Below are 22,512 nucleotides of genomic sequence, written 5' to 3' on the forward strand. Positions count from 1 at the left end.
ACACCTCTCCTTTACGCAATAATATCTACCAGCTTGAAACCAATATGTGCTATATTGACCAGCATCGTTTTCTGATTATAGAATGGGAATGATTTGAGACGTTCCTTTTCAAATCGATATCCACCTGCATTCCCCGTAACGATCCATTGTGCCAATAGCTTACCAAACAATGTTGAGAGAGACGCGCCGTGGCCTGTATAACCAGTTGCAAAATATGCACCTTCTTTAGATTTACCGATAACCGGGAACGTATCAATTGTCACACCGATAAATCCACCCCACCTGTAATCTATCTTGCTTCCTTCTAGTTTTGGCATTATTTTAACCATAGCATCGTACACACTTTGATAAACGGCATCACCTAAGTTCGGACGAATATCACCACCGCCAAATACGATTCGATTATCTGGTGTACGCCTGAAATAGTAAAGGAAACTACTCGTATCAAAAACCATGCGATCTTTAGGAATGACGCTATTCAAAAGTGTTTCTGAAAGCTGTTCAGTAGCAATAATGCGTGCCGAAATTGGCAGTACGCCTTTATTCAATTCAGCCATGATTTTTCCAGAGTAACCATCTGTAGCAACAATAATGTCTTTTGCTGTAACAGTACCTTTTTCTGTAACAACTTTCACACTATTTCGGCCGTACTCAATAGATAATGCTTTCGAATGCTCAAAGATTTTTGCACCAATTGATTTCGCTGCTTCTCCCAAACCAATTGCATAGTTCAGTGGCTGGAATGAGTAACTCGAGTTGTCGACTAAGCAACCATAATATTGCGGGGAATCAATTTCTTGATGCAACTGACTTCGATTAAGCACGCTACATTCATATCCAAAATTTTTGTTTAAGTACTCACTTTCATGTTTCAATCCTTCAAAATGCTTGGCTTTGTAAGCTGCCACAATGTGACCTGTCTTTCTAAAATTACAGTTGATTTGATGCTCGTCGATAATGGTCTTAACTAATTCAACACTAAGCAGAGAAAGATCGTTAAGCTGTCTCGCCTCTTCGGTACCATACTTTTTGGCAAGCTCCTGCATCGTTGACTTATAGCCCGGCAGTACCATCCCGCCGTTGCGACCGCTTGCGCCATATCCGATTGTTTCCTGCTCAAGGACAATGACACTCTTTCCTAATTTTTGCAAATGATATGCAGAAGAAAGACCTGTGAAACCTGCGCCAATAATGACAACATCCGCCTCTTCATTTCCTTCTAGAGGTTTTCCTTTATCATAGCTGTTTGCAGTCGCTGTCCACAGAGAGAGCGTATCCATTCGATCCATCTTTTCCATAGCTAATCCTTCTCCTTTCGTGACATGTATGTTACAATACAGTCAAAAATATTCGCAATATTCACTCTTATTGAATTAATAATATGATTTGGAGTTTCCTCCAAGTCAATAGTCATTTAAGAGTTTTTTGAATTCATTTTACGAAAAAAGTGGAGTAACTCCACTTTTTTCATCGGAGGGACACATCTATGAAAATTGGTGCATTTGCAAAACTTTTTCATGTTACGACTGATACCGTTCGTTATTACATTGAACTTGGATTATTAATACCAGACAAAAAAAACACCCAGTATCAAATGAACCAATTGTGTTTCGACGACATGGCTTTTATTACCGAGTTGAAAAAATTTCATTTTTCATTGTTAGAAATCCAACGAATTTTATCGTATCGGCGTGTTACAAGCTTCTCGGACCATGAAGATATCGACTACTACAACAACTTGCTCACTGATAAAAAGAACGAACTGATTCAAAAAAAAGAAGACATATCAAAAGCTATCCAATTGATTGAAAAAGCGGTTCAAACCAGTTCGCCTTCATCCAAAGAAGAGAATATTACAGGAATCCCGCTTGACTTTGTAAATCTGCTCTATTGTCCGAAATGCCAAATTCCCCTTGAAATGAAAGATGTAACGATTAAAAAAGTTTACATTCACACGGGAAGTTTAACTTGTACCTGTGGATACGAAGCAGCTATCGAGGAAGGTATTATCATTACCGCGAACTTGTATGAGACGTCTCCTTATCCATCTTATTTTTACGATAAAGAAACGATTAAAGAGATTAATCCCAAAATGATTAACTTATTTGAAAAAATTAATTTTCAATTTCAAAAAGTTCTACAAAATATAGATTTGAAAAACAAATTAATTGTGGAAACAAACGTTGACGCTTTCGTGTCACTACCTAAATATATCGATGTTCTTGAAACGGGCGCATCCTATGTATTCAGTGGCTATTCACTTGAGATGCTCAAGAAGGTTCGAAACAGAATTGAGCGTATGAATCCGAAGCCACGCGTCCTTTATATTTTGAATTCCGATTTAAATTTGCCATTGAAACCGCTTAGCATCGATGTTTTTGTAGATAGTTTTTCAGTAACTGATTTTTCATTGCTCAATCCGCAATTCCCCATTCACGTTCTAAAAAACTATTTACATAACAGTTCAACAATTGTCGGCGGATACTCGTATTATGATAGCTCGGCCAAATCCTTGAAAAACATTTCAGGCTTATATCCAAATTCCAACGAGCATATTTTGTATCCCAAATACTTAGAAAAAAATTTATCAGTCAATGGATTTCAAATTACGCAAAGTGAAAATATCGGTTACTGTACAGATCCAGGACCTTATTTCGATTATCATGTAATAGACGAAAAATTCCACATGCTCATGTATTTGGCTAATACGAACAAATAGCATACACCGAAAAGCATGCTAGTTCACAAATGAGTTGCACCTTTGTAGCTAAAATGGTAGTGCTGGTATCAGCACCCGCACTACCATTTTCGATTTGCCAATTTCATTCTACAACGTTTACATATCAATCTTATTTAAATGAATTATAGTCACGGCTCTATAGTTCCTGTCCCAACTCCAAAACTCTATACGTTTAGCATTCTTCGGACTACTATTAGATTTTTTTATTTAGTAAAGGTCTCACAGTACTACCTTTACTAACGAAGACAGCGCAACTCATTTTTATTCGTTCTTCCCAGAAAATATCTCTTCATTCTATCCCCCTCCTAAAATCCCTTTTCCTCCATTGACCAGTCGTAAAAAAAGCCATCCAACTCGAACGAATTGGATGGCCTTATACTATAAAGAAAATGTTCTATTTGTATTACTTCAATTTTCCCTCAAAAACAATTTTTCTACCACACGGTTCAACTACTGTTTTTCCGTCTTTCTTCACTTCATGAAAGATTGGCTCTTCCATACGACGAGACGGGGCGTATCCTTCTTGTTCCATGCGAGCTAAGCAGTCTGTAATTGCTTCGTTTTCGAGTACTTCAAATTTCTTTTTATTAGGTTGTTTTGTCATGCCCTAACCTACTTTCTATTTTTCTTGATGCGAATTGATTCTTCATGTAGATCATATATACCATTGCGAGAATCCCTATTATAAGCATAACCGCAATAAAAAAGCTTGTATACTGTATTTTTTCTATAAACACGCCTCCTAATACAGGCCCCATAATACTTCCTAAACTAAAGGCGATTCCAGATAATATATTACCTGCTGGTAGTAAGTGTCTCGGTAATAAATCTGTCATAAATCCAAGTCCTAAAGAGAAGCAAGATCCAATGACCATACCAGCTAACAGCATGCAGGCAAAGACTATCCAGTAATATTGATCAAATACGGCCGCAAGTAGAAAAATGCTCGTACCTATGCTGAACGTCCACGTTAATATACGGTCCCTTCCGTATTTATCACTTAATATACCGAGAGGAATTTGTGTAATAATGCCCCCAACTGCAAACGCTGGCAATAAGAAGGAAACTTCTGATACAGACCAACCTTTACGAAGTGCGTATACTGGTAAGTTACTATTTAACATTGCTTCAAGCACACCGTATGCAAGTGGTCCCAGTAATGCAATCCACCCTAATCCAACAACTTGTTTATAACGAGAAAATGATGATTCACTCTTCACTTCTCTTTCATCTTGTGCTGGGAATGCATTTTTCGTTGGAAGTAGTAAAAGCCAACCTATTAAACAAAGTATAGTAGATATGATAAATGGTGTTGCAAGACCGTACTGAACAGTGCTTGCTAGATACGGGCCGACGGCAAAACCAATTCCGAAAAATACACCGTATATCGATACTTGTCTACCTATTTTACTCGGATCCGATGTTGTCGTAATCCACGTTTGCGTTCCAACATGAAGCATATGATCTCCGACTCCAACTAGAAATCTAAGGATAAACCATACCCAAAACGAAAATGTTTGTGTAAAAAAGAATAATGAAATAATAACAAGAAACCCACCAATGACGATAATTGGCTTCATTCCAAACTTTTGCATCGGTTTTTCAAGAAACGGTGAAATAACTAATATCCCAATGTATAATGCCGTCGCATGAATACCATTAATACTTGAACTAACCCCTTCTTGTTCAAAAATCATTGCAATGGCAGGTAAGAGCATCCCCTGTGATAAACCTGAGATTGCCACAATCCCAACCATAATCCAAAAAGTAAAACGCATCGACATCCTGTTCCCTCTCCTTCTCACGCTTTCCACTTTTCATTATAAACGGTTTCTTCAAATGCGTGTACGAATATTAACAATAAAAAGAAGCTAAAAGAATGAGCCTTTTAGCTTCTTATCCTTCCCAAACTTGTGCTTTCACATTGTAATGAAAATGTTTAAAATATGGATTTTCATAAAATGAAGGGCCATATAAGTACGGATGTGAATGAGCGATTGGTGGCTGCTGTATTTGTAAAGGAACTACAGCTGGTGAAACTTGCAAATACATCGGGCTTATCATTATTTTTGCATATAAGTGATGATTATATGGCGAATGCGCAATTAAAAACGGTTGATGCACTAGTAATCTCCCCTTTTACCTACAAATGTTATAGTATATGCAATACTTTTGCTTTCGGGGACTATTTCTGTTCTAACCAATTCTCTACATGATTTATAAATACATCTAAACAATCAATAAACGGTGAGTGCCCGCACTCTTCTAACACCTGCAACTTTGCATTTGGCAAATGTTTTGCTAATTCCTCACCGACTACTTGCGGTACGACGTAATCCCTGTCACCTTGTATGACGAGTGTAGGAGTTTTAATACAATGAATTTGTTTATTTCCCTCTACCACACCATTATGTTCATCCGAAATATTAAATGTGATGAGCGCATAATTCACATCTACGAAATTACGCTGCGTTAACATATCATCTAAATACTTCTCATAACGATCCGGTTCCGGTTGATTGTGTGTATATATTAATAGATTCCACACTGTACGATAATATAATTTATTCATATTTTTTATCGCATCTAGTACTGGAGCGATTTGTACGGGATCTTGCGCGATTTCTTCTTTCGTCTTTACTAAACTTGATACGATCGGTTCCCCGTTAATATCTTTTTTAAAGATTGGATAGCCTTTCATCCCTACTGATTCTACTAAAATTAACTTTTCTACAAAAGTTGGGTGACTCGCTGTAAATTGCATCGCAACACCACCGCCCATTGACCATCCCATTAACGAAAACTTCTCTAGCTTTAATTGATCGATAAATAATTTTACATCTTCTGCGAAGTCTTGTAATGAATCTATCGACTTATTATACGTCGATTGTCCAAATCCTCTTAAATCAAGAGCGTAAATATGGTATTGATTTTGCAGCTTTTCGATAACTAAATCAAAGTGTTGTGACGATGTCATGTTCCCGTGAATGAGTACGAGAGTTTCTGTATTTCGCCTTCCAACTTCCTGATACGCAATCGTTTCTCCATTCGATAGTGAAACAAACTCCATTGTTGCAGGCTTAATCATCACAAGTTCCCCCATTCTTTTTAATAGAAAGAAAATTCTTTATATAATTAAAGAATAACACACAGAATATATGTTCTCAACATAAAACCTATGCGAAATTTTTACATAAAACAACATGCCTATTACTAGACAACTATAATAAAAAAAGATATAGTTAGCTAGGTAACTAATTTGAAAGGATTAAAATATATGGACGAAAAACAACATTTTTTTCACATCGTCAGCCAGACTTCTCGAAAGTTTACGAAGAAATTTAATGAACGCGTATCTCCAACTGGGTTATTTAGTGCGCAGTGGGCTGTTATTTTTCGTATTAATCAAACCGGTTCTTGTACACAAACAGAATTATGCCAGTATTTAAATGTTGAATCACCAACGATGACTCGTACGTTGACACGTATGGAAACGATGGGCTGGATTATTCGTACAGAAGGAAAAGATCGCCGTGAGAAGCTTATTTCTTTATCCGAAACAGCTATAAAAATGATTCCAGTATGGCAAGAAGAAGTGGATACTTTTGAAGAAAAGACGCTAGATGGTATTAACGAAGATGACTTACATCAAGCATTTCAAGTGTTACAACAAATTATTAAAAACTTAGATTAAATTGGAGGGATGACGATGCAAAGTGAAAAACTTTGGACGAAGGATTTCCTCGGAACTTGTTTTAGTAGTCTATTTCTCTTTTTAACATTCTATATGCTTATGACTACTTTACCTGTCTATGTAATAGACGGCCTAAAAGGAAAACCTGAGGAAATTGGTTTAGTTGCAACTGTTTTTCTTATTTCTTCTGTTTTATGTAGACCATTTACAGGAAAATGGCTCGATGACTTAGGAAGAAAGAAAATATTATTTATTTCACTTTCATTATTTTTAGCCGCTACTGTTATGTATTTCGGTGCGCAAAGTTTATTTTTATTACTTGCCCTTCGCTTCTTACATGGTATTGGCTTTGGGATGGCGACGACAGCAACTGGTACGATTGTAACTGATGTTGCGCCAGCTCATAGACGAGGCGAAGCACTTGCTTATTTCGGCGTATTTATGAGTCTGCCGATGGTAATTGGTCCTTTTTTAGGTTTAACAATTATTTCTCATTTTTCGTTTACTGTACTATTTATCGTTTGTTCCGTATTTTCATTACTTGCATTTTTATTAGGATTACTTGTAAATATTCCACATGAAGCACCAGTGAAAAAACAAAAACGAGAAAAAATGAAGTGGAAAGATTTAATTGAACCATCTTCTATTCCAATCGCTCTGACAGGATTTGTTTTAGCCTTTTCTTATAGTGGTATTTTATCCTTTATTCCTATATATGCGAAAGAGCTCGGTTTAGCCGATATTGCAAGTTATTTCTTCATTGTATACGCACTTGTTGTTGTAATTTCTCGTCCATTTACAGGAAAGATTTTTGACCGCTACGGTGAAAACGTACTTGTTTATCCAGCTATTATTATTTTCACAATTGGGATGTTCACATTAAGTCAAGCGCAAACTCCATTTTGGTTCCTAAGCGCAGGTGTATTAATCGGTTTAGGTTATGGAACATTAATTCCAAGTTTCCAAACGATTGCAATTTCTGCGGCGCCAAATCATCGACGTGGTTCTGCGACAGCTACGTACTTCTCATTCTTTGATAGTGGTATTGGCTTTGGTTCTTTCATTTTAGGTATCGTCGCAGCGAAATCAAGTTATCATAATATGTATTTTATCGCAGCTATTATCGTTGCGTTCACTTTACTTCTATATTATGGATTACACGGTCGAAAACAAAAATTCAAGAAACAACGTACAGACGGACAAATTTCCGCTTAACGTTAATAAGGAAAGTAAACTTCCCCGTTTACTTTCCTTATTTTGTATTTCTTTCAAGACGAGCGTATACTTATAGTAGCAAATAAAGGAGGGACCTATATGAAACTAAAAAAATCTCCCCTACTCTTACTTATACTAACATGCATATTTGTAATTACAGGGCTTGGTTTTACATACTTCAAACATAATAAAACAACCCCATCAAAAAATAACGTGACAAAGGAGAATTGGTTAGATGATCCTTACTTACGTTGGTCGTACACACATATGAAAGAATTCACTTTAATTAATGAAGTCAAAAACAATCCCGACCAAGTGGCTCACTTCCCTACTGCGTTACAAAAATTAGATGATTTTGCTGTGGAGCGTGGATTTGGAACTACGACTCCTTTAAGAAAACTTTTAGACGATAACAAAACAGATGCTTTTGTCGTTGTACATAATGGGCAACTTGTATATGAACGATATTTCAATGGATATAACGAGAGTGAACCGCATGGTATGGCTTCATTAGCAAAGGTCTTTACTGGGGCAATGATACAATCTCTCGCTGAAGAAAATCGTATCGATTTAGAGAAAACAGCTGACACTTATATAAAAGAATTAAACAATACACCGTTCGGTAAAGCTACACTCCAGCAATTAATGGACATGCAAGTTTCTGTAGAGTACCCTACTCATGGATATGAACATCCAGCGTTAGAAAATCAAGATGCACAACTATATTTAGCGAGCAATATTTTACCCCGAGGTAAAAACTACGACGGTCCGATGAAAATTTATGATATGTTACGAGAAGCAGAAGAAACTGCACCGCCTGGTTCCGGTTTTTCTTACGATAACGGATCAGCGGAAACACTCGCTTGGGTTATTCGAACTATCACTGGTAAATCATTAGCTGAAAATGTTAGCAAACGAATATGGTCTCAAATTGGTATGGAAGAAAATGCGTATTACGTTACGGACGAAACAAAAGTAGAACAAGCAAGCGCTGGTTTAAATGCAACTGCTAGAGATATGGCAAGATTCGGTCAACTACTATTAAATAACGGGGAATATAACGGAAAACAAATCATCCCTTCCTCCATTACAGAAAGTGTGGAAAATGTACAAGAAGGTGAACTCGCAATTGGCAATGGCGCTTCTATTTCTTATCATAATCAATGGTGGATTCCGCACAATGAACAAGGTGCTTTCGAAGTGTTAGGCAGTTACGGACAAACGCTTTATATCGATCCGAAAGCAAATATGGTAATCGTCCACTTCTCTTCTAATGCTACACCTAGTAATGAAATACATTCGGTTTATTCCGATATGTATGTTGATATTGCCCATCATTTGGAGAAGCTTTTACAGTAGTGGAAGCAGGAGTTTAAGCCTTACATGAATGACTATTTGGTTGAACAATCGATATGTTGTGCTGAAACGTCAATATAGTAAAAAAGGATCTCTCTTGATATAGAGAGATCCTTTTTTTACTTCTTCTTCTTTTCTGTCGGTTGGCTTTGTTTAGCGAAATTAGATGAATCATCGAAATTTGGTTGCTTTTTACCAGCATTATTACTTCTACCTTTTCCCATATGTAATGCACCTCCCTCCTCCTTACTATTCCCAATAAAAAAATCCTCTTGCATCCAAGAGGATTTTTTGTTGTGCTATTATTAATAATGCCCAACTGTTACCGCAGTACTTCCAATACGGTCCTATCCTAACTTTTAACCATGGTGTTGATCGTGGCCATCAAGCCTATGATTATCTATCCGTCTTGGCGTTTTTCTTTAAACGATACCCTAGTCTTCGATCGCTTGGTAGGCCGTGGTCCAGAAGTCTTGGATAAGATGCGATGGGGCCGGAGTGGACATCCCAACCTGGGTGAACAGAATTCCAATAAACTGTTTATCTGGATCAGCGTAAGCTGAAGTACCGGTTCCGCCATCCCAGCCGAATTGACCGATAGACGCGTAGTCTCCAAGATAGGTACGCACCGCCATCCCAAAGCCCCAGCCACCTTGGATTCCTTGTCCGAACGACAAATGGACGTTATTTTTGGCCAAATCGTCTCGGTATACTTGTTGTTCAGGAGTAAGACGGTTGGTGGTCATCAGCTGGACTGCGGGCCTAGACAGGATCCGTTTAGTACCATGCATCCCTTTATTCAAAAGCATCTGCAAATACGCGTGATAATCGTCGACGGTTCCAAGCAGTCCACCACCGCCTGCTTGGAATGCTGGAGGTTTGCTGTAACGTCCGCCCACACCTTCATCCCACACGATGAATTCACCTGTCTGCGGATCGGGGTTGAAGGCTGGTGGAAGCCGGTCAATCTTGAGCTCAGGTACGTAGAATCCAGTGTCCTTCATTCCTAGCGGATCGAATATGCGTTCGCGCAAGAACGACTCGAACGTCTGACCCGTGACCCTGGCAACAAGAACACCGATTACTTCTAAACTGATATGATACTGCCACCGCTCTCCGGGCTGATAGCTTAGCGGAAGTGCGCCTAGGCGACGCATAAACTCATCTGGATCGGGCATATCCTGCCCTGGCGTGTCGAATATCCCACTCTCGAAGAACGCGTTCATGATTGGAGAACCCATCAACGTGAGATCCACTCCGAGCCCGAATGTGGAGGTCAACAAGTCTCGTACAGTGATAGGACGCCGTGCTGGGACGGTCTCTTCTAGCGGGCCATCGGGCTGTTTCAACACTTGCCGGTCGGCGAGTTCCGGTAGCCATTTGTCTACTGGGTCGTCTAAATGCAGTTTGCACTCATCGAGCAAAACCATTACTGGTGAAACTGCGATTGGCTTGCTAGTGGACGCCAATCGAAAAATCGTGTCCCGACGCATTGGTGCACCGCCATCATGCCTCATTGTTCCAAGCGCTTCGACGTGCGTCTCGCCGTTTCGGCTGACTAAGGCGACGAGTCCAGGAATCTTTCCAGAATCGATATGCTGCGCCAATACATTGCGCATTTTGCGCAATCCTGTTTCAGAAAAGCCCTTATTGTTTTGTCCCATTTTGTTCTCCTTTAGTTTAGATTGAGATTTCTAATACATATTGACAATCAATTATTAGTTCTTCAAATAGAAAAATTCCCCTTTTTAATAATTTCGACAAAATGTATTTATATACATGGGGACACCATGCATCACTATCAACCTAAGATAGGCTACATTTATGGGGATTAAATAATGGAGAATGCAATCATTAAAAACATTGATACATCCATTTAAAAATATGATTACAAGATTTGCGAATTGATTATGATACATCTAAAAACACCGATATATTTTCAAACAAGTAAAAAAGCGCCCTGTAAACAGGGCGCTTCGCTCCAACCTAATGACTAATATTAGCAGTTGGGTATAATGTCGTTCCTCCAATTGAAACCTTTATTTCATTTGTTAATGGAACATTTTGTTCATTAATAATTGTTCTCCACCATTCCCATGCAAGACCTGTACATTCTCTCGCTACGACTTTTACATTTTTTGAATTCGGTGGAAGTGGTATAACTGTAGAGAAGTGAGCAGTTTTATCTCTGCCGCTTCCTTCCCAAGTTTTATGTGTTAGTACTTCTTTCCCATTTTGATCATATGAGAATTCATCCCAAGATACATCAAATTGAGCAACATATGCACCGTAATGATCAAGCGTCATTTTAGCACTTGAATATTCTGTAGTTGTAGTCTCAACATAATCTGTATTGTTATGAACAGCAGCAGTTGCATTATCTTTTAAGAAAGTGCTCGTATATGAAATTGGGTATGCTGGATTTTTTTTACTTAACTCTGCATTATCTTTAATGATATTTCGGATTTCATTAAAATCTTTTGTAACAACCTTGTTATGCTCTTTTGCATCTCCGCCTAATACTACAGCGGTAAAGGTACTTTCTTCAAAAATATCTTTGTACTGTCCACTCGTTTCGACGCTGTTATTTTTAAGTAACGCTTTAAAAGCAGCTTGTACATCTTTGCTCTTAGATGTTGTTTCTAATTTCACATAAATGGTTCTGCCATAGGCTACATTTGACACCATAACAGGCGGAGCCGCATTACTTATCCCTTTACGAGTTAACTCACCGAAAGTAACACTATTATCAAAAAGATCTGATGGATTGTTAGGTAGTTCAGCACTTACGGTATAAAATATTTGCTTATATGCTGCAACCATCACTTTTTTCTCTCCATTTGCAACGGCATTAAAGTCAATGTTTAGACTGTTATCAAGATATTTAGCGTTGACATTAAGAGCACTTGCGATTTGTGATTTACTATACACCATGGACTCTGTATACTGCATTCTTGCAGGTAACGAATGTGTTGATGCATACTTCTCATTCCAAGTAGACACTAAATCATCTACTGCTCCAGACACATTACCATATGTCGGATTTTGCACAGATATCGTATTTTCTTTCCTCATTCCAGGTAAGTCTATACTAATATTTAAAGGTTTTCTCTTAGCCACTAATAAACTAGGTTGATTATCGGCAAAAGCTTTATTTGCAAGTTGTACTGCTCCTGGATACGTACGATTAGCTACAGAATCAATAATGGAAATATCGACCGGTGACGTTGTAAGTGATTTTTTTTCACGCTCAACTACTACAAATTTACCATTTGAATTGATACTTTCTTTCGGAACAAAACTCTCTACTTTATCACCATTTACTGCTAAAATATCTCTACTATCATACTTTAAATTTGCTATACCATTATTAATGTCACTAGCATTTTTTGTTGCATCAGTTGCATTACCTGTTTGCGTTTCCGCGAAAGAAATAGATGAATAATGAATAGTGCATAAACTAACTAATACACATGCTAGGAATTTTATTTTTTTATTATTTTTCGTAATTTTCAGAAAAATCACCCCGTTCTTTTTTTATATTAAATATGATAATGATTGCTAATTAATAAACTTACATAAATGCTTTTAAAAGTTCTTGAACTAACGGAATTACCCCACCTAAAAATTTCAAAACTGCCATTGCGATTTCCATATTACTTCCTCCTCTTTGTTGTATTAAAGATGTGTTGAATATTTATGTCTTCATTATAATAAGCTTTTACATTTGCATCAATTCATTTTTATATGCAATATTACATATTGGAGGAAGAACATTTTTTTGCTAGATTGATGATGGAATAGAACCATATGCCCATCACCCTGAGCTTTTGGTGTCCCCCACAACGATAAAAACAACTCACTTCATGTGACACCTAAATCCAACGTTAAGATTAGTGCACAATTTAATAGAACTTGGAGATAATAGTGTCTAGTATTCAGCAAATGATTTTGAAACAAACATGCGCACAATATTAGCCATTGTGGGATAAACAGCATAAGTGAATCACTTTATTTTGAAGCCCCTCTAGTTATGCTCCCTTTAATAAATGATCAGCACACAATCGCTGGACGAGTATACGAACTTGGTGCAGGGTTTATGTTACATATTCAGCAATTATCGGTCGAGGATTTAAAACATGCCGTCAATGGGGTGTTACAGAGCCCTTTTTAACTAAGGTGCTAGTCTGACAAATTCATCTATAAATTCCATAATCAAAGCATAAATGATAAGACTTATAGGTAATACATTTACAACTAAAGCGAAAATTCTTTTACTTAATTTCTCTGTGCTGAACATTGAAAGAATGCTTACAGGTACACTAAATATAGAAAGATAGAATGTGAGTAATACTAACATTCTTATCATATAATTCCCACTATCGTCTACACTACTTAATAAATTGTAAATTGGTAAGATAATAATCGTAGCAATCGCTGTCAAAGAGGATATTTTAGTAAATACATTCAAATTTCTCCTTACCAATCCTTTCACCTCTCTTTTATATTCATTACAATGCTCCTATAAGTTCATTCATTTTTTTACAGGTAGAAATAAGCATTTGCTCCATTCGTTCCTCTTATATTGAAAGGCATGTAGTACTCCCCCTCTTAAAAATATTTCAAATCAAAATGAAAAAACGTTTTGAAATATAAATTCAATCTATCAATACATTACAACAAAAATCTATAAATATCAGAATTTTCTATTCATTAAAGGTTATCCTCCAAACAACCTCGAACATTGTAAGAAACATACATAAGGAGGTTGATCTATTTTGTTTCGTTCCTTTACAAATGGTTGCGTCGCCTTAGTGCAACGTTTCTTGCCAGAACCGTTTATTTTATCATGTTTATTAACTGTTTTTGTTATCTTCTTCGGCATGTTTGCAACTCACCAAACACCGGTCGAAATGATTAATCATTGGGGTAATGGCATTTGGGGACTTCTCGCCTTTTCTATGCAAATGGCACTAGTACTTGTCACTGGATCTGCTTTAGCGAACGCTCCTCTTATTAAAAAGGGGTTAACGAAAGCTGCCAGGCTACCGAAAACGAATGGCCAAGGTATTATTGCCATTTCAATTGTAAGTTTACTTGGTGCATACATAAACTGGGGATTTGGTATTGTTGTATCTGTTTTATATGCAAAAGAAGTTGCAAGACAACTTGAAGGATTAGATTACAGATTAGCAATTGCTTCTTCTTACTCTGGATTTCTCATTTGGCATGCGGGTCTTTCCGCTTCTATCCCTCTTACGTTAGCTACGGGCGGTGAAACGTTAATTAAAACGACAGCTGGAAGTATTAAAGAAGCGATTCCAATAACAGAAACGTTATTCTCACCATACGCTCTCGTTCCAGTTATTATCTTTCTCATTACGATGCCACTCATTAACAGGGCAATGCATCCCGATGAAAAACATACGGTAACAGTAGATCCTAGCGTATTTCATGAAGAAGCTGCTGCTCAAGAAGTAGAGCCAAAAACAGTCGCTGAGAAAATGGAAAATAGCATCATTATTACACTTTGCGTTGGGTTATTAGGTCTCATTTATATTTTCAATTACTTTTATACGAAAGGTTTTAACCTTACACTCGATATCGTTATTTTTATGTTATTAATTGCTGGTCTTATTTTTCACCGGACTCCGATTCAATATATTCGCGCTTTTTCAGACTCTACAAAAAGTGCTTCTGGCATTCTACTTCAGTTTCCGTTTTACGCAGGAATTATGGGTATGATGATTGGAGTAAATAGTGAAGGACTTTCTCTTGGAGGAGCTATTTCTAATTTCTTTATTAGTATTTCAAACGAAACGACTTTCCCACTCTTTACTTTTTTAAGTGCTGGCATCGTTAATATTTTTGTTCCATCTGGTGGCGGTCAATGGGCTGTACAAGCACCCATTATGATTCCAGCTGGTGCTGAACTTGGTGTACCTGCTGCAAAAACAGCAATGGCAATTGCGTGGGGCGATGCTTGGACGAATTTAATTCAACCTTTCTGGGCATTACCAGCGTTAGCGATAGCTGGTTTAGGTGCTCGTGATATTATGGGATTTTGCGTTGTGAACTTACTATATGCAGGATTTATCATTAGTCTATGCTTCTTATTTATTTAAACGAAAAGCTAGTTTTATACTAGCTTTTTTACATAATAAATCACTTATTTCCCATGCAATTTACAATCGTTTCCCACTCTATATCGGTAAGATGTAATGCCTCAAATGCAAAAAAATCTTCACATATCTTTTCAATCAGATATGGATTTTCCCTCAAGAAATTCCACTGTAACGCTTTAGGAAGAAAATACGTTTCATACTCTTTACTTCCTCTTACTACCTCATCGACTTCTCTTTCACAAATCCCTCTTATTAAATAATCATTTCTTAATTGGATCTTCATTTGTTGAAACGTTTCACTATATTTCTTCAATTGGATTATGCAATTAATATAGGTACGAAAAAGTTCGTTATCATACTGACAACAATTTATAATACGATCAATTTCATTCATAATGTACGAGCCTTTTCTTCTATTTGTAATAACCACTTTTCCCGCTTCTCTCGTTTACTCGTTTTCACAGATTGAAAAACAGATCGTTTTATATCGCGAATGCCGCAAAAACGTAACACACCTCTCTTCATCATAATCCAATCTGCTGATCGATATAATAGGGCGACGTACCATAACGGTGAATCTAACGTGTTAATTACCCACGCCTTCTTTCCTTTCAATAAGCCCTTCGGCAAGGCACCTTCATATTTATAAGCAAATCCAGCTACGAAAATGCGATCAATAAACCCTTTTAAAATAGCAGGCATCCCCCACCACCATATCGGATATATGAATAAAAGAGTATCTGCTTCTGCCACTAACGTTCTGTACCAAGCTGTTTCTTCTTCATTTACTAAATCGCGTCTTTTTTTCTCTTCATTAAATACAAGGACTGGATCAAATTGTTCCTTATATAAATCAAGTACCGTAACCGAATGATTTGTTTCTTGTAATCCTTTTTGCACATGCTTTAAAATCGCCGCGTTAAAACTGGAAGGACTAGGATGAGCGTATACAATTAGTACATTCACTACAAAACAACTCCCTCTATAGTTAAAGTTTCCCCTTCTTTAACATCTTCTCTACAATTTGTACGTTTTTCGAACTTTGTAATAAACGGTTTAATACGGTAAGTAACTCTTCCTTGTCTAAATCTTTCAGTTTCTCTTTCACCGTACGTTCACCAGCACCTTGAATATCATAAACAACTGCCGCCATATGCTTGCAAAGATTCTCATAAGGACACTCGCAGCTACTTTCTGTAAAATCTTCAAGATCAATAATTATTTCATAATTCCCTGCATTTCCAGTAACGAAAGCAATTACTTTCTTGTCTTGTATTTCAACATCTTCTACATGTCCATCTTCATAATATTCATATCCCTTATCTATAATGTACTTTGGGATCCATTTCGTTATATCTTTTAATAAGTAAGTGTACATATTTGCACCTCTTCCTTTAATTCCCTTTTGACTTCAAAAAACCTGCATGTTATTCTAATAACTGTCAAGTAGCGAGTCTACGTGACAAAACGACTGACACCTATTCGGCGGAGGTGTCTCTTTTCATTTGCAGCCGATATGAATTGCCTCTTTCAGGCACATTCAATTTTTGACACTACACACTCAACACCATTCCCTGTATCAGGCTGCATTAGCAGTCTTTTACTCTACATACTTCGCTATTTCAAGAAAAAAAGAGAGACTAGCTCCCTTTTCTCGCCTTATAAAATACCCCTTTTTCAGTATAGAGATATTCATCATCAGCTAATGTAATTTTCCCATCCAGTTTGAGTTCATCTAATAGTCTTGATAAATAAAATTGATGTAACATTTTTTTCGTGAATTTTCCTTCATGATGCGAAACGATATGTTCTTGAATATCTAACAATGATATTGGCTTATCTTGCTCTATCATATATTCATAAACTGTACTACGCAGTTTTACGTATTTTTCGAGTGTCACAGTAATCCGCAACCCCTTTCTTCTTAATATAAATTTTCGTAATCGGTTTTTTTGCAACAAAAAAACCTCTCCGATAAGAAGAAGTTACGTATATATCTTCGTCTTATCTCCCAGAACAAATATGTTCTGCTGGAATTAGCACCTGCATCGCGGTTGCTGGGTTTCATCGGGCCAGTCCCTCCACCTCTCTGGATAAGAAAATATTCACTTAAATCTTACTATACGTAATTTCATTTCAATTGTCAAACAAATACAACAAATTATATTTTCTTTCTTCCTGTTCATACTATACATATATGAATATGCAAGGAGGATTATGAAATGCACGAAAATGCTCGCGGATATGTACAAGATTCTTTTCAATCATTACAAGAAGCAAAACATTGTTTAGAAGAAGCATTACAGACTGTCGAAAAAGATTTTAATCGTGCTCGTATTGAGCAATCTCTTTATGCGATCGAACAAGCTATTCAACGCTGTGATTACACGGTTCACATTTTAGAACAAGATTGAAAAAAACTTCCCATCATAAGGTGGGAAGTTTTTTCAAATGGCATACTTCATAATTATTGCCGTTATGATTAAAAAATATACAGAATTAACAATTTCTAAAATCCCTACTTTTATGATAGAAATTTTTTTGCCATACAACATAATTGCTCGAATGACACTTGGTATAAAAATAAGAGAGCACCATGGATTGATAGCAAATATAATTATCGTTAATACGATATGATAACCCCATGATATAATACGATACTTCGGATTATTTTTTTCACGAATCATTGTCTTCACATAAAACGTACTTCCTAAAAAATATAAAAATGAAATAAGCGCAATAAATAAAGCTGTTTTATCTATGAGTTTCATTGAAAAATAATAACTAACTAAACCACCTATACAGAAAACGATGATTGCGCAAATGTCATTTAGCAGTGCTCTTTCATTCTTTTGACGAGCGTAATACATATTTACTATAAATAATGGAATCATTGCTGCTACGAATAAAAGAATTCGCCATTCATATAATAGAGAAATCATCCCAAATACGAACGCAATAATAAAATATACAATTGCTGCATGTAAAAACTCTTTTTTTCGTTTTTGTTTTATGTATATGAGAAATGGATACGTAGCTAAATAGATAAAGAACCAAGCTAAAAACAATGGAATATGATAAAAAGTAGGTTTCCCAAGTATGACACTTAATAGAAATGGGATAACAAGCATGGCCCATGCACCATGTTGCTTCGGAATAACTAACTTCATTAACTATACACCTCCCTCTTGAAAGAAGTTCTCACCTACTATTATACAAATAATTTTATATAATAACGGATGTATATTGGATCTATTTTTTGACAATAAAAAATGCTCCTTACAATATGTAAGAAGCATGAAAGAGGCAAACGAATATGTAAGTCGCGACCCTACCTTATATAAGTATGCTTTTCTATGTCATGTTATGCTCATCTAATATACCGTATTTCTTTTTAAACCTTGTGAGAATCGTAATCCATGACGTACTAAATAGTAGTAGGAAAATAACATTTGAAATCGCATGACTTAAGTCAAAGTAAAAACTCGCGACATAGTACGCAATGACGGTTTCCCACGTTGCTTCTCGTATAAAACCGAGAAGTCCCCAGAAGTTCATAATCCAACCAAATAAAAATCCAACAATTAATCCGTATAGGAGTCTTCCCCATAGCTTTTTCATGAAAAATGTATTACGTAATAGTCCAGCTATAAAACCAATCATACCCCACGAAAACATTTGCCACGGCGTCCACGGACCTTGTCCTAAAAAAATGTTCGATACGATAGCGGCTGTTGCCCCGATCATAAAACCAGTTTCACTCCCAAACACGATTGCAGAAACGATAATGACAAAGGAAGTTGGTTGTACACTTGGTAAAATAGAAAATGGTACGCGGCTAACCGCAGCAATTGCTGCTAACACGGCAACGAGAACAATTTCACGTGAAACAAACGCCTTCCTTTCAAAACGGATATAGAAAGGTAACATAATAACAGCTAATAAAAACAAACTACTTACCATGTAATAGCCGTCCATGAGGAGTGTAGTAAAGAGTAATGTGCCTATTATAAACGCAAAAATACATATTATGAATGCAATATATCGTTTGGACACGCTTCGTACACATCCTCCCACGTTAATGCATATGGCAATTCTTTTCGAATGAATCGATTAATAGATGTTGTATAAAAGAAGTTACCGCTAAAAAATTCTTTCGGTGCATCATTCATAATGACTGTTCCATCAAATAACATCATGCACTGATCAACATATTTCGCTGCGAACTCAATATCATGCGTTGCCATTACAATGGTTGTACCTTCTTTTTGTAATTTCCTAAATAGCTCCCCTACTCTTTCTTTCTTCCATGGGTCTAACCCCTTTGTCGGTTCATCAAGTAGTAATAGCGTTGGTTTTGATAATAACGTTGTACATAATGCAAGTAGTTGTTGCTCTCCCCCGCTACAATCATGTGGATGGCGCTCTTTAAGCGAATGTAACCAAAACTGTTTCAACATATCTTCTGCTATTTCTTTTCCTTGTTCTCCATATAATTCACGAGCACGTTCATAAACTTCTTGCCACACTGTATCAAATGTAAAATGATAATACGGATGCTGTGATACATACCCGATCCATTTAAATCGTTCTTTCGAATCAATTTTATGTATCACTTTACCATGCCACTTTACTTTCCCTCTTCTCGCTTTTTGCAATCCTGCTAAAATCGTTAACAGTGTAGACTTCCCAGTACCATTTTTCCCAACGAGCGCTACCCATTTTCCTTTTTCAATCGCAACTGTTAAATCTCGTAAAATAAGCGGACTATTTTTTTCATATTGAAAAGAAATGTGTTCTGCACTTAACATTACTTCTTGTTTTTCACGTTGTACCATCTGCTCATTCACATATGATATCGCTGAAAAGTCATTCATTTTCATTTGTGCTTCTCGCACTGTAAACGGAATATCTCTCGCATTCCATTCTAAAAACAACCTTGGAATTTGCGGAATAAATGGACGGAAGTTTTCTACTTTCCACATTTTCGCTATAACTGTTTTAGGACTACCATCATAAACAATTCGGCCGTTATCCATACAAACAACGCGTGTTGCAAGTGGTATCACTTCATCTAAACGATGTTCACTTAAAATAATCGTAATTCCAAGTTCTTCATTAATACGTTTTAACAATCCTAAAAACTCTTTCGCAGCAATTGGATCTAATTGCGCTGTCGGTTCATCTAATAATAATAGTTTCGGCTGCATAACTAATACCGCAGCTAAATTGACAAGTTGTTTTTGCCCACCAGATAACGTATGAACAGATTGATGCAATAAATCTTGAAATCCTAAGAAGCTAATGAGCTCGGCTATTCGTTTTTGAATAATGTGTGATGGTAATCCGATATTTTCTAAAGAAAATGCTAATTCTTGAATCACTGTATCCATTACGAGCTGATTTTCTGGGTTTTGAAATACCATCCCAATTTCTTGGGCAGATAATAAGTCAGGTACTTCTTCTAATAATACATCTTCATAAAACATCTCTCCCGAACGCGTACCAATTGGAAGTAACTCCTTTTTAAAATGTTTTAATAATGTCGTCTTCCCAGATCCCGATCCTCCAGCTAGCGCTATAAACTCTCCTTTTTGAATAGAAAGAGAAATATGCTGTAACGCTTTTTCATTTTCATCAGCATATACAAATGATAAATTGTTTATTTCTGCATGCGCCACCATATCCATTCCCTTCCTTCCATTATGATTGGTAAACTAATAAACAGCGTAAATGCTACAAACATCATTCCATCGTATTGCTGGAATAGAATAGATTCGACTTTCGGATAAATGATCAATTTTCCTCCGCCATACTTACTACATATGATAGCAGTTATAAATAAAATCATTAAATAACTGAGCGTATACCAATCACGTTTTTCCATTCTATACCGAATATACGTCGTACGTTTCGTTACACCAAATCCACGAGCTTGCATAGAATCTGCCGTTTGAAGTGCATCTTCTAACGAGCAAATTAATAATACTTGCAGTAACTGCATGCCATTTTTCACTCGTTCAACAATTGAACCTGAATCTACCTGCACACCTTTTGTCTTTTGGACGAGTGTTATTTTCTGTAATCGTCTAATAAACAAAGGCACAAACCTCACTGTAATCATCGTTAACAATGCAACTTTCGGTGAAATTCTCGAAAACAAATATAAAAATTTATGACTTGAAATAATATCATTATACGAAGCAAACGTAAACATAATCGCAACTAGTAATAACCCCATTACTACTCCAAACATAATTGCCTCCAGCTTAATACGGCTATCACCTAACCAAAATAACGTAGTTCGACCTCTATGCGTTAATAACGAATTAAATAAAATTACCATAAAAAAGAATACGATTGTGCTCGGTAACATCTTTCTTATCTTTTCGCTATTCCCTTGCATCACATTTAATATAACGATTAATAAAATTGCTCCAATTAAAAAAAGAGGATGAAGACACATCATACATAGTATCATCACCCCAATATAATAGAAAAAATTCACAAAAGGATGTAAAGAAGAAAAACTTATTTTCATAGTCCTTTACCGAATGCCTTTCTTATTTTAATACATATACCCACTCAATTGTATCTCCTGGTTTTACTGTAACTACACCAGCACTACGGTTCGGAAATGCACCATTCACACGATATTTCCATCCACTAGTATCAGCAATATCTTTTTCATATAAATCATTAATACCTTTTACATAAATACTATCTTTTGATCCACTTGCATCAACATCTAATCCTGTACGCTGCAACACTTTATAAACAGTATCACCTTCTTGTACATCAACCTTTTTCGCACCTAATAAGTATCCTTCATGTCCTTTTACGGAGATAGTAACTTGTTTTGCTTGTGGTTTAGGTACCGTTACAGGATCTGGTTTTGATGGTTCAGGAGTTGGTACGGGCGGAGTCGGTATCGTTTTATTCTCTTTATTCGGATCTACCTTTTGCTCCTGCTTTGGTGTTTCTTTCGGCTGATTGACAACCTTTGCTTCTTCTTTTACTTCCTGTGCTTTCGGTTGCTGTTGTTTCTCTTCGTTTGCTTTTTGTTGTTCTGGTTGTTTAGTAGCAGATTGCTCCTGAGGTTTCTCTTCTTTCTTTACTTCAGGTTGTTCCTGCGGCTTTTCCTCTTTCGGCTTCTCTGCTACTTTTTGTTCTTGTTTCTCTTCTTGTTGTTTCTGTTCCGGCTCAGCTTGTTTCTCTTCCGGTTTCACTTCTTCTTTCGGTTCTTCTTGTTTTGCTACCTCTTCTTGCTTTGGCTCTGCTTTCTTCTCCGGCTTTACAGCCGCCTCTTCACATCCGGCAATTAGCCCGAGTGAAAGCATTAAAGAAATGAACCACTTCATCTTACTCATGTTCTCTCTCAC

23 protein-coding genes and 1 riboswitch are annotated in these 22,512 nt (G+C 36.7%); of the genes, 7 read left to right on the top strand and 16 right to left on the bottom strand.

The features are described 5' to 3' along the window. Window positions 1-11: 11 nt before the first annotated feature. On the bottom strand, window positions 12-1,298 hold the full coding sequence (locus ACS2MN_RS09720; protein WP_000413847.1) for an NAD(P)/FAD-dependent oxidoreductase: 1,287 nt from the start codon (window positions 1,296-1,298) through the stop codon (window positions 12-14). Between the two features lie 188 nt (window positions 1,299-1,486). Here ACS2MN_RS09720 and ACS2MN_RS09725 point away from each other — a divergent pair, with 188 nt between their 5' ends. Further along, the gene (locus tag ACS2MN_RS09725) at window positions 1,487-2,719 is read left to right on the top strand and encodes a MerR family transcriptional regulator (RefSeq protein WP_087949540.1); all 1,233 of its coding nucleotides are present in this window, start codon (window positions 1,487-1,489) and stop codon (window positions 2,717-2,719) included. Between the two features lie 424 nt (window positions 2,720-3,143). Here ACS2MN_RS09725 and ACS2MN_RS09730 read toward each other — a convergent pair whose 3' ends face one another. From ACS2MN_RS09730 to phaZ, 4 genes are all read right to left on the bottom strand, one after another. After that, window positions 3,144-3,344, bottom strand: a complete 201-nt coding sequence (locus ACS2MN_RS09730; RefSeq protein ID WP_000166300.1) for an NETI motif-containing protein — start codon at window positions 3,342-3,344, stop codon at window positions 3,144-3,146. Continuing rightward, window positions 3,328-4,524 carry an MFS transporter gene (locus ACS2MN_RS09735; protein WP_000062788.1) on the bottom strand — a complete coding sequence of 399 codons (1,197 nt, stop codon included), beginning with the start codon at window positions 4,522-4,524 and terminating at the stop codon, window positions 3,328-3,330. The genes ACS2MN_RS09730 and ACS2MN_RS09735 overlap by 17 nt, the downstream gene beginning before the upstream one ends. A 112-nt stretch (window positions 4,525-4,636) precedes the next feature. Next, window positions 4,637-4,864 carry a hypothetical protein gene (locus ACS2MN_RS09740; RefSeq protein WP_000554163.1) on the bottom strand — a complete coding sequence of 76 codons (228 nt, stop codon included), beginning with the start codon at window positions 4,862-4,864 and terminating at the stop codon, window positions 4,637-4,639. A gap of 61 nt (window positions 4,865-4,925) precedes the next feature. Further along, window positions 4,926-5,843, bottom strand: coding sequence for an intracellular short-chain-length polyhydroxyalkanoate depolymerase (gene phaZ / locus ACS2MN_RS09745; protein WP_015000717.1), 918 nt, complete (start codon window positions 5,841-5,843; stop codon window positions 4,926-4,928). 174 nt (window positions 5,844-6,017) lie between these two features. On the opposite strand from phaZ, the gene ACS2MN_RS09750 reads away from it, so the two are divergent. The 3 genes from ACS2MN_RS09750 to ACS2MN_RS09760 all read left to right on the top strand — a co-directional run bounded on the left by ACS2MN_RS09750 (window position 6,018) and on the right by ACS2MN_RS09760 (window position 9,008). Then, window positions 6,018-6,434 carry a MarR family winged helix-turn-helix transcriptional regulator gene (locus ACS2MN_RS09750; RefSeq protein ID WP_000343676.1) on the top strand — a complete coding sequence of 139 codons (417 nt, stop codon included), beginning with the start codon at window positions 6,018-6,020 and terminating at the stop codon, window positions 6,432-6,434. Window positions 6,435-6,449: 15 nt separating this feature from the next. After that, complete coding sequence (locus tag ACS2MN_RS09755) at window positions 6,450-7,649, top strand: MFS transporter (protein WP_001190324.1); 1,200 nt, start codon at window positions 6,450-6,452, stop codon at window positions 7,647-7,649. Window positions 7,650-7,748: 99 nt separating this feature from the next. Further along, the gene (locus ACS2MN_RS09760; protein WP_438894686.1) at window positions 7,749-9,008 is read left to right on the top strand and encodes a serine hydrolase domain-containing protein; all 1,260 of its coding nucleotides are present in this window, start codon (window positions 7,749-7,751) and stop codon (window positions 9,006-9,008) included. Window positions 9,009-9,439: 431 nt separating this feature from the next. Here ACS2MN_RS09760 and ACS2MN_RS09765 read toward each other — a convergent pair whose 3' ends face one another. Next, window positions 9,440-10,669 carry a serine hydrolase domain-containing protein gene (locus tag ACS2MN_RS09765; protein WP_000531367.1) on the bottom strand — a complete coding sequence of 410 codons (1,230 nt, stop codon included), beginning with the start codon at window positions 10,667-10,669 and terminating at the stop codon, window positions 9,440-9,442. Between the two features lie 322 nt (window positions 10,670-10,991). Beyond that, on the bottom strand, window positions 10,992-12,530 hold the full coding sequence (locus tag ACS2MN_RS09770; RefSeq protein ID WP_346994493.1) for a thiol-activated cytolysin family protein: 1,539 nt from the start codon (window positions 12,528-12,530) through the stop codon (window positions 10,992-10,994). A 448-nt stretch (window positions 12,531-12,978) separates the two neighbouring features. On the opposite strand from ACS2MN_RS09770, the gene ACS2MN_RS09775 reads away from it, so the two are divergent. Both ACS2MN_RS09775 and ACS2MN_RS09780 read left to right on the top strand, forming a co-directional pair. Next, window positions 12,979-13,179 (top strand): glycosyltransferase, encoded by a 201-nt coding sequence (locus ACS2MN_RS09775; protein ID WP_195755606.1) that lies wholly within the window; start codon window positions 12,979-12,981, stop codon window positions 13,177-13,179. Window positions 13,180-13,783: 604 nt separating this feature from the next. After that, the gene (locus ACS2MN_RS09780) at window positions 13,784-15,130 is read left to right on the top strand and encodes a short-chain fatty acid transporter (protein WP_087950413.1); all 1,347 of its coding nucleotides are present in this window, start codon (window positions 13,784-13,786) and stop codon (window positions 15,128-15,130) included. A 40-nt stretch (window positions 15,131-15,170) separates the two neighbouring features. Here the strand turns inward: ACS2MN_RS09780 and ACS2MN_RS09785 are convergent, their stop codons facing one another. The 4 genes from ACS2MN_RS09785 to ACS2MN_RS09800 form a co-directional block, all read right to left on the bottom strand. Continuing rightward, window positions 15,171-15,524: a hypothetical protein gene (locus ACS2MN_RS09785; protein ID WP_001002311.1), complete on the bottom strand. Its 354-nt coding sequence runs from the start codon at window positions 15,522-15,524 to the stop codon at window positions 15,171-15,173. Then, window positions 15,521-16,096 carry an NAD(P)H-dependent oxidoreductase gene (locus ACS2MN_RS09790; protein WP_001101665.1) on the bottom strand — a complete coding sequence of 192 codons (576 nt, stop codon included), beginning with the start codon at window positions 16,094-16,096 and terminating at the stop codon, window positions 15,521-15,523. The genes ACS2MN_RS09785 and ACS2MN_RS09790 overlap by 4 nt, the downstream gene beginning before the upstream one ends. Before the next feature lie 22 nt (window positions 16,097-16,118). Then, the gene (locus ACS2MN_RS09795; protein ID WP_346994492.1) at window positions 16,119-16,508 is read right to left on the bottom strand and encodes an SWIM zinc finger family protein; all 390 of its coding nucleotides are present in this window, start codon (window positions 16,506-16,508) and stop codon (window positions 16,119-16,121) included. Window positions 16,509-16,770: 262 nt separating this feature from the next. Then, a complete protein-coding gene (locus ACS2MN_RS09800; protein ID WP_073990648.1) occupies window positions 16,771-17,091 on the bottom strand; it encodes a hypothetical protein in 321 nt (106 codons plus the stop codon). Window positions 17,092-17,131: 40 nt separating this feature from the next. Continuing rightward, window positions 17,132-17,230, bottom strand: a riboswitch (SAM riboswitch). A gap of 122 nt (window positions 17,231-17,352) precedes the next feature. On the opposite strand from ACS2MN_RS09800, the gene ACS2MN_RS09805 reads away from it, so the two are divergent. Beyond that, window positions 17,353-17,544: a hypothetical protein gene (locus ACS2MN_RS09805; protein WP_000545000.1), complete on the top strand. Its 192-nt coding sequence runs from the start codon at window positions 17,353-17,355 to the stop codon at window positions 17,542-17,544. 33 nt (window positions 17,545-17,577) lie between these two features. Here the strand turns inward: ACS2MN_RS09805 and ACS2MN_RS09810 are convergent, their stop codons facing one another. The 5 genes from ACS2MN_RS09810 to ACS2MN_RS09830 all read right to left on the bottom strand — a co-directional run bounded on the left by ACS2MN_RS09810 (window position 17,578) and on the right by ACS2MN_RS09830 (window position 22,500). Continuing rightward, window positions 17,578-18,300, bottom strand: coding sequence for a YwiC-like family protein (locus ACS2MN_RS09810; protein WP_000779957.1), 723 nt, complete (start codon window positions 18,298-18,300; stop codon window positions 17,578-17,580). Window positions 18,301-18,484: 184 nt separating this feature from the next. Continuing rightward, window positions 18,485-19,186: an ECF transporter S component gene (locus tag ACS2MN_RS09815; RefSeq protein WP_002093568.1), complete on the bottom strand. Its 702-nt coding sequence runs from the start codon at window positions 19,184-19,186 to the stop codon at window positions 18,485-18,487. Then, entirely contained in the window at window positions 19,159-20,820 is a 1,662-nt protein-coding gene (locus ACS2MN_RS09820) for an ABC transporter ATP-binding protein (RefSeq protein WP_346994491.1), read from the bottom strand. The genes ACS2MN_RS09815 and ACS2MN_RS09820 overlap by 28 nt, the downstream gene beginning before the upstream one ends. After that, window positions 20,793-21,671, bottom strand: coding sequence for an energy-coupling factor transporter transmembrane component T (locus tag ACS2MN_RS09825; RefSeq protein ID WP_043322070.1), 879 nt, complete (start codon window positions 21,669-21,671; stop codon window positions 20,793-20,795). Before ACS2MN_RS09825 ends, ACS2MN_RS09820 begins: the two co-directional genes overlap by 28 nt. 22 nt (window positions 21,672-21,693) lie before the next feature. Next, the gene (locus ACS2MN_RS09830) at window positions 21,694-22,500 is read right to left on the bottom strand and encodes a DUF4430 domain-containing protein (RefSeq protein ID WP_088054973.1); all 807 of its coding nucleotides are present in this window, start codon (window positions 22,498-22,500) and stop codon (window positions 21,694-21,696) included. Window positions 22,501-22,512 lie beyond the last annotated feature (12 nt).

This window comes from Bacillus cereus group sp. BceL062 (genome assembly GCF_051780025.1).
Taxonomy (GTDB): domain Bacteria; phylum Bacillota; class Bacilli; order Bacillales; family Bacillaceae_G; genus Bacillus_A; species Bacillus_A toyonensis.

Bases quoted from the DNA above. Each gene is read 5' to 3' on its own strand.
- ACS2MN_RS09730 (WP_000166300.1), bottom strand. From the start codon at position 3,344: ATGACAAAACAACCTAATAAAAAGAAATTTGAAGTACTCGAAAACGAA.
- ACS2MN_RS09810 (WP_000779957.1), bottom strand. From the start codon at position 18,300: ATGAAGTTAGTTATTCCGAAGCAACATGGTGCATGGGCCATGCTTGTT.
- ACS2MN_RS09735 (WP_000062788.1), bottom strand. From the start codon at position 4,524: ATGTCGATGCGTTTTACTTTTTGGATTATGGTTGGGATTGTGGCAATC.
- ACS2MN_RS09805 (WP_000545000.1), top strand. From the start codon at position 17,353: ATGCACGAAAATGCTCGCGGATATGTACAAGATTCTTTTCAATCATTA.
- ACS2MN_RS09785 (WP_001002311.1), bottom strand. From the start codon at position 15,524: ATGAATGAAATTGATCGTATTATAAATTGTTGTCAGTATGATAACGAA.
- ACS2MN_RS09825 (WP_043322070.1), bottom strand. From the start codon at position 21,671: ATGAAAATAAGTTTTTCTTCTTTACATCCTTTTGTGAATTTTTTCTAT.
- ACS2MN_RS09720 (WP_000413847.1), bottom strand. From the start codon at position 1,298: ATGGAAAAGATGGATCGAATGGATACGCTCTCTCTGTGGACAGCGACT.
- ACS2MN_RS09760 (WP_438894686.1), top strand. From the start codon at position 7,749: ATGAAACTAAAAAAATCTCCCCTACTCTTACTTATACTAACATGCATA.
- ACS2MN_RS09765 (WP_000531367.1), bottom strand. From the start codon at position 10,669: ATGGGACAAAACAATAAGGGCTTTTCTGAAACAGGATTGCGCAAAATG.
- phaZ (WP_015000717.1), bottom strand. From the start codon at position 5,843: ATGGGGGAACTTGTGATGATTAAGCCTGCAACAATGGAGTTTGTTTCA.
- ACS2MN_RS09795 (WP_346994492.1), bottom strand. From the start codon at position 16,508: ATGTACACTTACTTATTAAAAGATATAACGAAATGGATCCCAAAGTAC.
- ACS2MN_RS09820 (WP_346994491.1), bottom strand. From the start codon at position 20,820: ATGGATATGGTGGCGCATGCAGAAATAAACAATTTATCATTTGTATAT.
- ACS2MN_RS09725 (WP_087949540.1), top strand. From the start codon at position 1,487: ATGAAAATTGGTGCATTTGCAAAACTTTTTCATGTTACGACTGATACC.
- ACS2MN_RS09750 (WP_000343676.1), top strand. From the start codon at position 6,018: ATGGACGAAAAACAACATTTTTTTCACATCGTCAGCCAGACTTCTCGA.
- ACS2MN_RS09755 (WP_001190324.1), top strand. From the start codon at position 6,450: ATGCAAAGTGAAAAACTTTGGACGAAGGATTTCCTCGGAACTTGTTTT.
- ACS2MN_RS09830 (WP_088054973.1), bottom strand. From the start codon at position 22,500: ATGAGTAAGATGAAGTGGTTCATTTCTTTAATGCTTTCACTCGGGCTA.